At 72.6% G+C, this 13,925-nt stretch carries 12 protein-coding genes and 1 riboswitch; of the genes, 6 read left to right on the plus strand and 6 right to left on the minus strand.

Annotation, left to right across the window (positions count from 1 at the left end; translation table 11 throughout):
- Positions 1-72 precede the first annotated feature (72 nt).
- Positions 73-828 carry a TetR/AcrR family transcriptional regulator gene (locus ACTMS9_RS22885; RefSeq protein WP_154936893.1) on the plus strand — a complete coding sequence of 252 codons (756 nt, stop codon included), beginning with the start codon at positions 73-75 and terminating at the stop codon, positions 826-828.
- Between the two features lie 47 nt (positions 829-875).
- Positions 876-1,385: a peptide deformylase gene (gene def, locus ACTMS9_RS22890; protein ID WP_441165974.1), complete on the plus strand. Its 510-nt coding sequence runs from the start codon at positions 876-878 to the stop codon at positions 1,383-1,385.
- A gap of 48 nt (positions 1,386-1,433) precedes the next feature.
- Here the strand turns inward: def and ACTMS9_RS22895 are convergent, their stop codons facing one another.
- From ACTMS9_RS22895 to ACTMS9_RS22905, 3 genes are all read right to left on the minus strand, one after another.
- Positions 1,434-3,008 carry a VWA domain-containing protein gene (locus ACTMS9_RS22895; protein WP_441165975.1) on the minus strand — a complete coding sequence of 525 codons (1,575 nt, stop codon included), beginning with the start codon at positions 3,006-3,008 and terminating at the stop codon, positions 1,434-1,436.
- 94 nt (positions 3,009-3,102) lie between these two features.
- Positions 3,103-3,918, minus strand: a complete 816-nt coding sequence (locus ACTMS9_RS22900; RefSeq protein ID WP_441165976.1) for a GNAT family N-acetyltransferase — start codon at positions 3,916-3,918, stop codon at positions 3,103-3,105.
- A 27-nt stretch (positions 3,919-3,945) separates the two neighbouring features.
- On the minus strand, positions 3,946-4,719 hold the full coding sequence (locus ACTMS9_RS22905) for a sulfite exporter TauE/SafE family protein (RefSeq protein ID WP_441148806.1): 774 nt from the start codon (positions 4,717-4,719) through the stop codon (positions 3,946-3,948).
- Positions 4,720-4,914: 195 nt separating this feature from the next.
- Here ACTMS9_RS22905 and ACTMS9_RS22910 point away from each other — a divergent pair, with 195 nt between their 5' ends.
- Complete coding sequence (locus tag ACTMS9_RS22910) at positions 4,915-5,694, plus strand: endonuclease/exonuclease/phosphatase family protein (protein WP_357921452.1); 780 nt, start codon at positions 4,915-4,917, stop codon at positions 5,692-5,694.
- Positions 5,695-5,735: 41 nt separating this feature from the next.
- On the opposite strand, the gene ACTMS9_RS22915 is transcribed toward ACTMS9_RS22910, so the two are convergent.
- A complete protein-coding gene (locus tag ACTMS9_RS22915) occupies positions 5,736-6,605 on the minus strand; it encodes a bifunctional 5,10-methylenetetrahydrofolate dehydrogenase/5,10-methenyltetrahydrofolate cyclohydrolase (RefSeq protein WP_441165977.1) in 870 nt (289 codons plus the stop codon).
- Positions 6,606-6,639: 34 nt separating this feature from the next.
- A riboswitch (ZMP/ZTP riboswitch) is annotated at positions 6,640-6,715 on the minus strand.
- Positions 6,716-6,890: 175 nt separating this feature from the next.
- Between ACTMS9_RS22915 and ACTMS9_RS22920 the strand changes: the two genes are divergently transcribed.
- Complete coding sequence (locus tag ACTMS9_RS22920) at positions 6,891-7,979, plus strand: cellulose binding domain-containing protein (protein WP_441165978.1); 1,089 nt, start codon at positions 6,891-6,893, stop codon at positions 7,977-7,979.
- 13 nt (positions 7,980-7,992) lie between these two features.
- Here ACTMS9_RS22920 and ACTMS9_RS22925 read toward each other — a convergent pair whose 3' ends face one another.
- Positions 7,993-8,997 carry a tyrosine-type recombinase/integrase gene (locus ACTMS9_RS22925; RefSeq protein WP_441165979.1) on the minus strand — a complete coding sequence of 335 codons (1,005 nt, stop codon included), beginning with the start codon at positions 8,995-8,997 and terminating at the stop codon, positions 7,993-7,995.
- Between the two features lie 692 nt (positions 8,998-9,689).
- On the opposite strand from ACTMS9_RS22925, the gene ACTMS9_RS22930 reads away from it, so the two are divergent.
- Positions 9,690-11,303: a hypothetical protein gene (locus tag ACTMS9_RS22930; RefSeq protein WP_441165980.1), complete on the plus strand. Its 1,614-nt coding sequence runs from the start codon at positions 9,690-9,692 to the stop codon at positions 11,301-11,303.
- 432 nt (positions 11,304-11,735) lie between these two features.
- Here the strand turns inward: ACTMS9_RS22930 and ACTMS9_RS22935 are convergent, their stop codons facing one another.
- Positions 11,736-12,692 (minus strand): helix-turn-helix domain-containing protein, encoded by a 957-nt coding sequence (locus tag ACTMS9_RS22935; RefSeq protein ID WP_441165981.1) that lies wholly within the window; start codon positions 12,690-12,692, stop codon positions 11,736-11,738.
- Between ACTMS9_RS22935 and ACTMS9_RS22940 the strand changes: the two genes are divergently transcribed.
- Positions 12,667-13,851, plus strand: a complete 1,185-nt coding sequence (locus ACTMS9_RS22940; protein WP_441165982.1) for a saccharopine dehydrogenase family protein — start codon at positions 12,667-12,669, stop codon at positions 13,849-13,851. The genes ACTMS9_RS22935 and ACTMS9_RS22940 overlap by 26 nt on opposite strands.
- The last annotated feature ends 74 nt before the right edge of the window (positions 13,852-13,925 follow it).

The raw sequence follows: 13,925 nt of genomic DNA on the forward strand, positions 1-13,925 counted from the left end.
GGCACGCCCCTCTCCCCGTTACCGTGCAGCGTACCGTACACCATACGGTACGAGGGTCGGTAGGGTGGCGGCATGAGCGTCGAGTACAGCGGCACCGGGGACCCCGCGCGCAGCCTCGCCCTGCTCTGGCGCACCAGCGAGAAGGCCAGCCGCCGCGGCGGCGACCTGAGCGTGGACCGGATCGTGCGGGCCGCCATCGAGGTGGCCGACACCGAGGGACTGGCCGCGCTCTCCATGCGCCGGGTCGCCGAGCGCCTGGGAGTGGGCACCATGTCGCTCTACACCCACGTGCCCGGCAAGGGCGAACTGCTCGACGTCATGCTCGACACCGTCTACGGCGAGACCGCCCGCCCCGCCGAGGTCCCCGGCGGCTGGCGCGGCCGGCTGGAGCAGATCGCCCGGGAGAACTGGGCGCTCTACCTGCGCCACCCCTGGCTGCTGCAGGTCGCCACCACCCGCCCACCCCTGGGCCCCAACGTCACCGCCAAGTACGAGTACGAACTGCGCGCGGTCGAGGGCATCGGCCTGACCGACCTGGAGATGGACGCCGTGGTCACCCTCGTCGACGGGTACGTCCACGGCGCGGTGCGCGGCGCGGTGGAGGCCGCCCAGGCGGCGCAGCGCACCGGCATGACCGACGAGCAGTGGTGGCGGGCGCACGCGCCGTACCTGGAGAAGGTGATGGACCCGCGACGGTTCCCCACCGCCGCCCGGGTGGGCACCGCCGCCGGACAGGAGTACCAGGCGGCAGGCGACCCCGTACGGGCCTTCGAGTTCGGCCTGGCGCGCATCCTCGACGGCGTCGCCGTCCTGGTCGGCGAGCGCTGACCGGGGTGCGCCACCGCCGGCCGTGACGCACCGATAGCCTTTCCGGCATGACCGTACGCCCCATCAGGATCATCGGTGATCCCGTCCTGCGCACCGCCTGCGAGCCGGTGACCAGCTTCGACGCCGAGTTGCAGCAACTGGTCGACGACCTGATGGACACCCTGCTGGGCGCGCCCGGCCGGGCCGGCGTGGCCGCGCCGCAGATCGGGGTGAGCGCGCAGGTGTTCGTCTACGACGCCGACGGCCACCGCGGGCACATGATCAACCCGCGCATCGAGCTGTCCGACGAGTCGCAGGACGACGACGAGGGCTGCCTGTCCATCCCCGGGCTGTACTTCCCGACCCGGCGGGCGATGCACGCCACCGTGCACGGCTTCGACCGGCACGGCGAACCGCTGACCATCTCCGGCAGCGGCTTCCTGGCCCGCGCGTTGCAGCACGAGACCGACCACCTGCGCGGCCGCCTCTACGTCGACACCCTGTCCGGGGACGTCCGCCGCCGGGCGCTGCGGGAGATCCGCGCCGGCCGGTTCGACTCGCCCAGCCGGCACCGCTGACGACGCGGGGGCGGCCGACGGCCGCCCCCGCACCCGATCAGCCGCAGGTCACTTCGGCGGCGGAGCCACCAGGCAGATCGCCGTGGAACTGTTGCCGACGTTGTCCACGCCGGTGATCACCGCGTCGCCGCGCAGCGTCACCTTGTAGTCGACGTCGCCGGTGCCGTCCTTGACCCGGGACTGGGCACCCGGCGCCTGCACCAGCTTGATCTTGGTGCCGGCGGGGAACGGACCGAACTTCACCGTCGGGTCGGCACTGTCACCGATGTAGACGTCCACCGCCGTGTCGACGATGTCGGTCGAGGTGAGCTGGTAGAACCCGTCCGGGTTGTACGAGCCGGGGATGTTGTCCCCGCTCGGGTTGTTCGTCGGCACGCACGCCGTGGCCGGCGCGGTGGTGTCGACCACCCGCATCGTCGCGGTGTCACTGCCGGTGTTGCCGGCCGCGTCGGTGGCGGTGCAGGTCACCGTGGTGGCGCCGAGCGGGAAGGTGCTGCCCGACGGCGGCACGCACGTCGGCGTGAGCGGCCCGTCGACGTTGTCGGTCGCCGAGGCCGGGTAGGTGATGACCGCGCCGGCGGGGCTGGTCGCCTCGACGGTCCGGTCGTCCACGACCACCACCGGCGGGGTGACGTCGTTGACCGTGACGCTGATCTGCTCGACGAACGCCGGCCCACCGGAGAGCCCGTTGAGCAGGAAGTCCACCGTGCAGTGCAGGGTGGCGCCCTGCGGGGCGTTCCCGGCCACCGCGATGGTCTCGGCGAACGGCACGTTCGTGCCGCTCTGCTGGGTACGCGAGGCCGCGTCGAAGGTGACGGTCAGCCCCGGATCGCAGGACGTCACCGTCGGGGTGACGGTGACGTCGAGGTCCCGCAGCCCGCTGAGGATGGCGTCGGTGACCGTCTCCGGGGCGCTGCCGACCAACTGGCCGCCGGTCGCGGCGACCACCGCGCTGGCCTGCCCACTGACGTCCAGGCCACCACCGCCACCGCTGACGCTGACCGCCAGCACCTTCGCCTCGTCGGCCTGCAGGGCCGCGGTGGCCTGCGCCAGGGTGTGCCCGGCGCTCGGGTCGTGGCTGGGGGCGTCGCCGACGAGCACCACGATCCGGCTACTGCCGGAGCGGTACGCGATCCCGCCGTCGGAGACCTGGAACAGCCCGTTCACCCACGCCTCGGGGGTGTCCCCGCCGCCGCCGGCCGACAGCCCGTTGACCGCGTTCTGCAGCGCCGTCGCGTCGTCGGTGAGGTTCTGCCGGACCCGGAACAGCTCCGCGCCGTCGCCCTCGTCCCGGTAGGAGGCCACCGCGAACTGCGCGCTCGGCTGCACCGACCGCACGTTGTTGATGACCTGCTGGAGGTTGGCCTGCACGTCACCGATGACGGTGCCCATACTGCCGGTCGTGTCGACCAGCAGGACCACGTCCGGCTTCGGCGGGATCGGCGGGGTGGCGACCACCTTGGCGATGTCGATGCTCGTGCCCGGATCGGCGTCGCGGTCCACGACCGCCGGGTCGACGCCCGGCGCCGCGAGCGCCGGCCCGCCCGCCACGGTCACCAGGGCCGCCACGGCGGCGGTGAGGACCGCCAACCGACTTCGACCCCGTACTGATGTCACTGCCATCTGTGCTCCTTCGGCTCCGCCGCGTCACGACACGGCCTCTGCCAGGAGACGCTAGGGGTCCGACGGGCAGCCGCCCGTCCGACACATGCCCAGGTCAGGGTCGGGTTATTGACCCGGCGTGGCGGCTGGACATGCTGTCTGTCACCGCAGTCAGCGTGTACTCGCCGAAGTCGGCGACCCGGCTGAAGCCGAGCCGTCGGTAGAGCCGCACCGCGGCGACGTTGTCGGCCCTGACGTTGAGGGCGACGTGGTCGACCTCGCCGCGCAGCCGCCCGCACAGCGCGGCGACCACGGCGGCGGCCAGGCCCTGCCCGCGTACCCGGGGATGGGTGGTGACGTTGCCCAGCGCGGCCACCCGGTAGCTGGGCGACCAGACGTGCACCCCGGCCACCGCGACCAGCTCACCCGCCTGCCGGATCCCCACGTACTGGCCGGTGGCGAGCATCCGCGGATCGAACCAGTTGCCCGGATACGCCACCTCGTAGAGTGCGCGCAGGGCCGACAGGTCGGCCTCACCGAGCACCTCGCCCGCCGGGGTGACCGTGGCCAGCCGGGCCGGGCCGGTCAGCGCCATCCGCAGGTGCGCCCCGGCCGGGTCGACGGCGAACCAGCCGCCCAGCACCTCCTCCAGGCCGGGGGACAGGTGCGCGTACAGGCGGGCGGGCAGCATCGGCGCCAGGTCGGCCAGCAGCGCCGCCAGCTCCGGCAGGCCGTCCGGCCCGGCGAACGCGAGCAGCACCGGCGGTGTCACCCCGTGGTAGAGCAGCGCCACCTGGTCGCCACGACGGAACCACGACGTGTACGGCCAGAAGAAGTCGTCCAGATCGCCCAGCTGGTAGGCGTGCAGCACCGGATCGCGGCGCAGCAGCTCCGCCAGGGCGACGCGGTCGTGTTCGGCCCGTACCGGCATCGGGTCAGCCACCTCCCGTCACGGCGCTCAACCCGCCCGCCACTGGTCGTAGCCGAGCTTCGCCACCAGCGCCAACACCACCACCAGCAGCACGATCCGCACGAACCCGGCGCCCCGGCGCAACGCCATCCGCGCCCCCACCGCCGCCCCGGCGACGTTGCACACCGCCATCGCCGCCCCCAGCAGCCACCACACGTGACCCGTGGCCGCGAACACCACCAGCGCCCCCAGGTTCGTGCCCGCGTTGACCACCTTCGCCATCGCCGAACCGTGCACGAAGTCCGCACCCACCAGCGCGGTGAACGCCACCACCAGGAACGTGCCCGTACCCGGGCCGATCAGACCGTCGTACAGGGCGATACCCACCCCGGCCACCGCCACCGCCGCGACCACCCGCAGCCGGGTCCGCCGCGCCGGCACCGCCACCACCCCCAACCGGGGACGGAACACCACGAACAACGCCACCGACACCAGCACCGCCAGCACCACCGGCCGGTACGCCCCCGCCGGCACCGCCCCCGCCAGCGCCGCCCCGACACCCGCGCAGCACACCGCCAGCCCCGCCGACGGCCCCGCCACCATCCAGTCGATCTTCGTACGCCGGGCGTACGTCACCGCCGCCGTCGACGTACCGAAGATCGCGGCCAGCTTGTTCGTGCCCAACGCCGTCGCCACCGGCACCCCCGGCGCGGCCACCAGCAGCGCCGGCAGCAGCAACAGACCACCACCACCGACCACCGCGTCGACCCAACCGGCCATCGCGGCCGCGGCGAGCAGGGTGGTCAGCGACAGGGAATCCACGGCCGGCCATTCTGCCCACCCGCCCCGACCCGCCGCGCCACCCTGTGGCCGACCTCACCGGCCGGCAACCCCCTCACCGACCGCGCCGACGGCGCAGCCACAGCCCCACCGAGGCCACCGCCACAAACACCAGCATCGAACAGAGCAACGCCTTGACCATCGGGCAACTGTGCCACGGCGACGTAGGGTGCAGGAGTGCGCCTGGCGACGTTCAACCTGCTGCACGGCCGCTCCCTGACCGACGGCCTGGTCGACCCCGACCGGCTCACCGCCGCGGTGCAGACCCTCGACGCCGACATCCTCGCCCTGCAGGAGGTCGACCGGGACCAGTCCCGCAGCGGCAACCTCGACCTCACCGCCATCGCCGCCCGCGCCCTCGACGCCCCCGAACACCGCTTCGCCGCCGCCGTCGTCGGCACCCCCGGCGAACAGTTCCGCCCCCTGCGCCACGACGACGACGGCCACGGCGAACCCTGCTACGGCGTCGGCCTGGTCAGCCGACACCCCGTCCGCTCCTGGCAGGTCACCCGGCTGCGCCCCGCCCCGGTACGGTCCCCGATCTACGTCCCCGGCCCCCGCGGCGGCCTCATCCTGCTGCGCGACGAACCCCGCGTCGTGCTCGCCGCGATCCTCGACACCCCGCACGGCCCACTCACCGTCGCCGCCACCCACCTGTCGTTCGTCCCCGGCTGGAACGCCCACCAGCTGCGCCGCGTCGTACGCGCGCTGCGCACCCTGCCCGCCCCGCGGATCCTGCTCGGCGACCTCAACCTCCCCGCCGGCGCGGCCCGACTGCTCAGCGGCTGGCGGCCGCTGGGCCGCCGCCCCACCTACCCGGCCGCCGCGCCCCGCGTGCAACTCGACCACATCCTCGCCGACCGGCACGGCCTGGACCGGCTACCCCCGGTCACCGCCGTCGACACACCCCTGTCGACGATCTCCGACCACCGGCCCCTCGTCGTCGACCTCGGCTGACCCGGCGACGACCCGACCCCGGCCCGGCCGCCGTCGCAGCCTCAGCCCTGCCCGACAGCCCGCTGCGCCGCCCGCACCGCGTTGCGGAACAACATCGCCACCGTCGTCGGACCCACCCCGCCGACCCGCGGCGTAATCGCCCCCGCCACCTCGGCACACGACTCGTCCACGTCCGGCAGCAACCGCCGCCCCTCGTAGCGCACCCCACCACCGACGACCACCGCACCCGGGCGCACATGCTCCGGCCGCACGATCCCCGGCACCCCCGCCGCCGCCACCAGAATCTCCGCCCGCCGCGTGTACCGCGGCCAGTCCGCCACCCCGGTGTGCACCACCGTCACCGCCGCGTTCGCCGTCGGCCGCTTCTGCGCCAGCAGCATCGCCAACGGCCGCCCCAGCGTCGCCCCCCGACCCAGGACCACCACCTCACGACCCGACACCGGCACCCCGTGGTACGCCAGCAACGCCTCGATCCCCGCCGGCGTGCACGGCAACGGCCCCGGCAGACCCAACGCCAACCGGCCCATGTTCACCGGGTGCATGCCGTCGACGTCCTTGTCCGGGTCGAGGACGTCCAACGCCCGGTCGTAGTCCAGATGACCGGGGATCGGATGCTGCACCAGCACCCCGTGCACCCCCGCGTCGGCGTTGAAATCCGCCAGCACCCGGTGCAGATCCTGCTGAGAGGCCGACGCCGGCAGGTGCACGTGCGGCGACGCGAAACCCAACTCCGCCGCCTGACGCTGCTTGATCCGGATGTAGCCGGCGCTCGCGTCGTCGTCACCCACCAGCACCGTCGCCAACGCCGGCGTCACCCCCGCCGCGCGCAACGCCGCCACCTGCTCGGCCACCTCGGTCAGGATCTTCTCCACCACCGGCTTACCGGGCAGCAGCCGGGCCGTCGCAGTCACAGGGGAAGCGGAAACAGACATAGCTCACCTCGTCCGCGGAGGCCCAGGCGGTCGACCCCCGCGACGAGCTCCCCGATGGTTCCCCATCCCCGTGCCGCCAGTCGCGTCCACCCTCAGCCTGCCACACCACCGGCGCGGACCGCATCCGCCACCGCCCACCACCCCGGCAGCCAGACCAGCACCGCGTCCGCCCGCCCGCGCCGCACCCACCCGCACGGCGATGATCCTGTCAGGACAGGCACCCGCGCCCCAACGGCCACTCGCCACAACCCGTACAGTCTCGCCGTGATCGAGATCAGCGCCCAGGTTGACCTGTCGCACCCAAGCGACCGGGTCTGGCAGGCATTGACCAAGCCGCAGCTGCTCAGCCGCTGGTTCACCGAGACCGAGACGGTCACCCAGGCACCGCAGCGGCTGCTGCTGCACACCGCGGGGCTGCCCGGCTTCCACGCCGCCGTCGACGCCGAGGTGACCGACCAGCGGGCACCCGAGCTGCTCGTCCTGCAGTGCCAGGAAGGCGACCGCCGCACCCAGCTCACCTGCACCATCACCCGCACCGCCGAAGGCTGCCGACTGTCGGTGCAGGAAACCATGGAACACGGCACCTGGCCCGCCGAGGACCGCGACCACCGCGAGCGGTACTACCAGCAGACCCTGACCGGACGGCTCCCCGCCATCCTCGACTGGCTCGCCTTCCAGCAGGTCGACCTGCGCCGCGGCGAGGACCCGCCAACCGCCGAGCTGCCCGCCATCGCCCTGTCCGGCCGCGTACCCGCACCGGCCGACCGCCGACGCCGGCTGGCGATCATCGCGGCAGTCACCGCGGCGACCCTCGCCACCAGCGCGGCCCTCTGGGCCCTGCTGCCCGGCGACGCGGACCAGACCGCCGCACCGGCCCCGCTGCCCCCACCACCCACCGCCGGCGCCACCAACGACAGTGCCCCGCCCCGGACCACCCGCAGCTCCCGGCCCTCGTCCGCCGCCGCTCGCAGCACCCCGCGCCCCAGCCGGACCCCCACCGCCACCCCGTCGCGCACACTCACCTCCGCCGCCCCGAGCGCCGCCACCATGACCGCCCGCTACGAGACCACCGCCACCCGGCTCTTCGGCTACACAGGGCAGGTGGTGCTCGACAACCCGGACGGCCCCGCGGCGAAGAGCTGGACCCTCGTCGTCACCCTCGCCGAGGACGGCACCATCACCAACGCCCAGGGAGCCAACTGGCAGCAGGACGGTCAGGCCGTCACCTTCACCGGCGCACCCGTCCCGGCCGGACAGTCGCAGACCATCACCTTCGACGTCCGCAACCCGGACCCGCGCACCAAGGCACCCGAGGGCTGCACGATCGACGGCACCCCCTGCACCGGCCTGTGACCCGACGCCCCGGTCAACCCACGGGATCGAACGACGGCACCAGCCCCGCCAGCGCGCGGTTGGTGCGGTTCGACCGCACCGCCGCCCGCTGCTGACCCGCCGTCACCTCGATGTACGTCTGCGACGACGCCAACGACGCGTGCCCCAGCAACCGCATGATCTCCGCGGCGCTCGCCCCGTCCTCGGCCAACCGCGTCGCGAACGTGTGCCGCAACGCGTGCAGCCGCGCGCCGCGCGGCACCCGGTCACCGATGCCCGCCCGCCGGTAGCAGGAGTCCACCAGGTACTGCAGCCCACCCCGACGCAGCGGCTCACCCCGCCGGTCCACCAGCAACGGCGAGTCCGGCCGTACGCTGCGCGACCCGAACCGCCGCGCCCGACTGTCCAGGTAGGCCGCCAGCACCCGGTCCAGCTCCGGCTCGACCGGCACCACCCGCGGCCGGCCGCCCTTGCCGGCCACGTCCACCCGCCGCTCGTCGGGCCGACCGGTCAGCGACGACACCCGCAGCGCCAGCAGCTCCGACAGGCGCAGCCCGGCGCAGAGCGCCAGGGCCAGCACCGCCACGTCCCGCTCCCGCCACGGGTCACGCTGCCGGCCGTCCTCCCGGGCAACCGAGGCGAGCAACTGCTCCGGGGTGTCCTCGCCCCGCAACGGCTTGGGCTGGGGGAGCGGAGCGCGCGGCCGGCCCACCGCCGGCATCGGATTGCCCGCCACCACCCCCTCGGCCACCAGGAACGTGAAGAAGCTGTTCCAACTGGACCAGGCGCGGTGCACGGAGGACGCCGCCCGGGGAGCGGCGAACCGGGCGAACGCGGCACGCATGACCCGGGGGGAGAGGTCCGAGATCATCACCTGGTCGAGGGGGAGGGGAGTGGCGTCCTCGCCGACCAGGGCGGCGACCGCCCGCAGGTCCCGCCGGTACGCCTCCAGGGTGTGCGGGGAGGGCTTGCGGGTGGCCCGCGCCGTCAGGAACTCGTCGATGAACCGCCCTACCGATTCGTCCCGTTTGTGATGCATAAGGGATATTATGCAGGTTTTTCGGGTTTCGGGCCAGCCCGCGAGAGAGGGGAGCGGCGCAGGCGGGGACTCGCTTTCCGGATCGCCCGTGAGCGGTGGTGTCGGCGAGCGGTTCACGAGGAATGGCGAACTGGGGGTGCAGCGGCGCCGTCCATGAAGATGGGCGCGAGGTGGCGTCCCAGCCGAGGGGGTGGCGCACTTTGGGGACGGCCCATTCGGCTCACCGCCGCGCGCGGTGCCGATGATGTCGTGCCCAACGCGGCCGTCATTCGGGACGCCTGGCGCACGTGCAGGGGTTCTCCGTCGGGGCCGCGCCGGCCGGCCTTCGCCGCTCCCAGGATCGGGTAGCAGTTTCCGAGGCGACGCGCCGAGGTGGCAAGTCGGAGAATTGCTACCCGATCCTGGTTCGTCGCCGGCCCCACGACAGCGCCGCCCACCCCTCCCGGAGGAGGGCTCCACCAGCGCTACTTGACATAATGTAGATTATCGAATCAGGACACTCGGCGGCAGCGACCTCGCCGGCCTCGGCTCGTGTTGTCCGCTCTCACTCATCTGAGGCCGCCGGCATCCAGGCGCCGAAGTACGGCCCGCGCGCCCCCGATCCGGTCTTTCGCCGCCTACTGACCGGGCTCTCCGCCGGCCGCGGCTCGACGGGGCAACGAAACCTGAGGCCGGCTGCTATACACCCCTTCATGTCAAACGCCTCCCTCGGCATGCTGGCCCGTGCGGCGCTCGCCGTCGTCACCTCGGTGGCCGCGCTGGCCGCCGCCGCGCCACCGGCCGCCGCCGCGGCCAGCACGCTCAGCCTTCAGACCCTCCAGTTCTCCCCCGCCGGGGTGGACGCCAGCGGCGACGGCGCCGTCGTGCCGCTGACGTTCAGCGTGCGCAACGGCGACGACGCCGCCCAGGACATGTACGGCACTCTCCTGCTCCAGCAGGTCGGCCCCACCCCCGGCAGCTACGTCGGCCAGACGTACGAGGTCGACTTCCGATTCAACGAGGCCTGGTACGCCAAGGCCCGCTGGTTGTCCGGCACCCCGCAGAAGTCGACCTACCAGTACGACTTCGTGGTGCCGCGGTACGCGGCCACCACCTCCGCCCGCTGGCTGGTGACCCGCTTCGAAGCGCACGACGAGCGCGGGGGCTCGCTCGTCCTCGGCTCGGCCGCACTGCAGGAGGAGTACGGCGGCAAGCTGACCGCCAAGACCCTGGTCGACTCGACCGCCCCGTCCCTGAGTTGGGGCTACCTGGAGCCGATCAGCGGCGCCCGGCCGTACGCATACGTACGTGGCCACGAGGCGGTGCTGCGCTACGACCTCTCACTCATCGACACCGAGTCAGGCTTCTGGAAGGGCAGCCTGACGCTCACCGGCCCGGACGGTCGCACCGCCGTGGGCCGGTTCGAGGCGGGCTTCTACCGGCCGGACCCGCACTGCGGGTCGTACACGGCCAACGACCCCAACTACCCCAGCTGCAACGTCGAGGTGCGCATCCCGGCGGACGCGGCGTCCGGGACCTGGCGGGTCACGGAGCTGGCGCTGACCGACAACGCCGGCAACCGGGGCGTCGTCACCGAGCACGGCCTGGAGTCGATCACAGTCACCTCCAACGAGACGCTGAGCGCCGGGGACTTCGCGGCCAACCCGAACCCGGTCGACAACTGGCGGAGCACGGTCGAGGTCCAGGTGGGCATGGCCGTCACCGGTGCGCGGGACGGCGTTCGGGAGATCCTGCTCGACTTCGACAACCACGGCTGCCTGCAGACCTCGACGACGCCGACGATCCGGACCGACGGCAAGGTGAGCGTGCCGGTACGGGTGTACAGCACCACGAAGAGGTGCACCGTGACCGGCATCGCGCTCCGCGACGGCGCTGGTGCCCTCGCCCTTTACGGCAGCCGGTACGACGCACCGGACCCGAAGCTCACCATCACCCAGCTGGTGAACACGACCCCACCGACCGCCAGCGACGTGGCGCTGACCCCAACCACTGTGGCCAGCAGCGCGGCGGCGAACACCACGCCGGTCGTCACCATGACCGTCACCGCCCCTGTCGCACCGTTGAGCAGCTGCTCGCTCTACCTGTACGGGGCCGACGGCCAGGTGGTGGCCCAGCAGGGCGGCGGCTGCGGTGCCGGCCCGGACGGGCGGCTCACCATCTACGGGTACCTGCCGTGGGGCATCGCTCCCGGCGTGTACACGTACGGTTTCAGGCTCGGCGACGCCAGCCGGCTGAGCACCACGTACGGCCCGGAGGGCGAGGCCATGCCGGGCGGCCCGCTCACCCTGACCGTCACCGAGGGCTGACCGCCGGGGCCGGTCCCGCGCGCCACCGGGCGCGGGACCGGCCCCGGTCTCAGCGTCGCGCGCAGAGCCGGATCTCGTGCTGCTCGCCGGGACCGCGCTCTCGCCCTGCGATTCCAGTAGCTCGGACTTGATGAGCTGGTTGACTGTGAGGTCGACGCGTTCTGCTTCGAGCGCGATCATGGGTGGGAGAAGTGACAATCGGGCTGCCTTCACCGTTCTGGCGCCGAGTAGCCATGTCGACAGAGATCGCAGATCGCCAGCGCTCTTACCGACCCGAGCGGGGTGGCGCGAGGCAGATGACCCGCGAGGCAACAGATGACTGAAGCATGACCGCGAGTCGTCTGCGTCCACATACAGGGCTCTTACCGCTCCCACACCGGTGAACGCGCAGGAGGGCACCGCTCCCCCTGCCAGGCCGCCGACAAGTGGCGATCACGATCTTGGCGAGGGCCCGGCATTGCGGAAGGTGCGACGGTAGGCGTCCGGAGGTACACCGACGGTGCGGTGGAAGTGCCGGCGCAGCGTCGTGGCGGTTCCCATGCCAGCCGCCTCGGCGATGGCGTCGATGCTGTTGTCGGTGTTCTCCAGTAGCTCCTGGGCCCGGCGGATCCGCTGCGTAGCCAGCCACTGCAGCGGGGTGGTGCCGGTTACCGACTTGAAGTGGCGGGCCAGGTTGCGCGAGCTCATGTTCGCCTGGCGTGCCAGGTCCTCCACGGTCAGCGGACGGTTCAGCCGTTCCATCGCCCAGGGGAACAGGTTGGCAAGCGGATGGTCGTCGCGGGCGGGCACCGGGGTGGTGACGAACTGGGCCTGGCCGCCGGCGCGATGCGGCGGCACGACCAGGCGGCGGGCGACGGCGTTGGCGACCGTCGAGCCGTGGTCGCGGCGGATCAGGTGCAGGCACAGGTCGATCGCGGCGGCTTTGCCGGCGGAGGCGAGCACGTTACCGTTGTCGACGTAGAGCACGTCCGGGTCGACCTCAACCCGGGGATAGCGGGCGGCCAGCGCCTCGGTGTGGGCCCAGTGGGTGGTCGCGCGCAGCCCGTCCAGCACTCCGGCGGCGGCCAGCACGAACGCACCGGTGCACAGCGAGACCATCCGAGCGCCCGCCTCGTGGGCCGCGCGGACGGCGTCGAGCAGGTCGGGTGGCACGTCCGCGTCGATGTCTTCCACGGCCGGGATGATCACGGTGTCGGCGCGGGCGAGTCGGTCCAACCCGTCGTCGGGTTCCAGGTGGAATCGGCCGATCCGGACCGGGCCCGGGCCGCAGACCACGAGGTCGTACCACGGGTCCGCCAGGCCGGAGGGGTCGCGGACGAAGACCTCGCAGGCCATGGCGAGTTCGAAGTGCAGCATCGCGTCGGTGGCGGCGAGCGCGACAGTGGTCATGTCCGAAATTGTATGGGGGATGGCGTTCCAGACACTACTTCGGGGCTGGCCGTTGCTGGAGGATCTCCTCAGTCGATCTTTCGAGGAGGAACTGCAGATGGGTTCGAATCAGATCGTGGCGGTGTTCGGGGCGTACGGACACACCGGGCGGTTCGTGGTGACGGAGTTGCGCGATCGCGGGTTCGTCCCGCTTCTCCTCGGTCGCGACGCGGGCAAGCTCCAGGCGCTGGCGGCGTCGCATCCGGGGCTTGAGTACCGGGTGGCGTCGGTCGACGATCCGGCCTCGCTCGACCGGGCGTTGGAGGGTGCGGCCGCGGTCGTCAACTGCGCCGGCCCGTTCGCCTCGACCGCGGCCCCCGTGATCGAGGCCGCCCTGCGTGCCGGGGTCCCGTACGTGGATGTGGCGGCCGAGATCGAGGCCAACCTCGACACGTTCACGCACTTCACCGACCGCGCTCGGACCGCGGGCGTCGCGGTGGTCCCGGCGATGGCCTTCTTCGGCGGACTCGGCGATCTGCTGGTCACGACGGCGATGGGCGATTGGGTGGCGGCCGACGAGGCGCACGTCGCGTACGGACTGAGCAGTTGGCACCCGACGGCCGGGACCCTCGTCTCCGGCACCGTCTCCCGGGAACGGCGCGCTGGCCAACGTGTCCGCTACACCGGTGGCCGGCTGGAGTATTACGTCGACGAGCGCGACCTGCCGACCCTGGAGTGGGACTTTCCCGCTCCGGTGGGCCGACGGAGGGTCCTCGGCGGGTTCACGATGGCCGACGTCGTCACCGTCCCCAGTCACCTGTCGATCCCCGAGGTGCGCACGTACATGACCACCGACGCGGCCCGGGACCTGGCCGCTCCGGGCACACCCGCACCGACCGCTGTCGACGAGCTCGGCCGGTCCGCGCAGACGTTCACCGTCGACGTCATCGTGCGCTCCGGCGACACGCAACGACGCGTCGTCGCCAGCGGCCAGGACATCTACGCCATCAGCGCACCGCTGGCGGTCGAAGCGGTCCGCCGCATTCTCGGCGGTCAGACGAGGACGAGCGGCGTCGCCTCCGCCGGCGAGATCTTCGACGCGCCCGACTTCCTCCGCGCGCTGTCCGCGCACATCTCGCTCGAACCGACCCACGAGTCTCGCGCGCCACAGTTCGTCTGATCGCCCGGTCAGAGATGACAGCCGGACAGTCCCCGATGTCGGCGTGCCGTTCCGTCACGAGCGACAGAGGGTTG

This window comes from Micromonospora sp. L31 (assembly GCF_052068075.1).
Taxonomy (GTDB): Bacteria; Actinomycetota; Actinomycetes; order Mycobacteriales; family Micromonosporaceae; genus Micromonospora; species Micromonospora purpureochromogenes.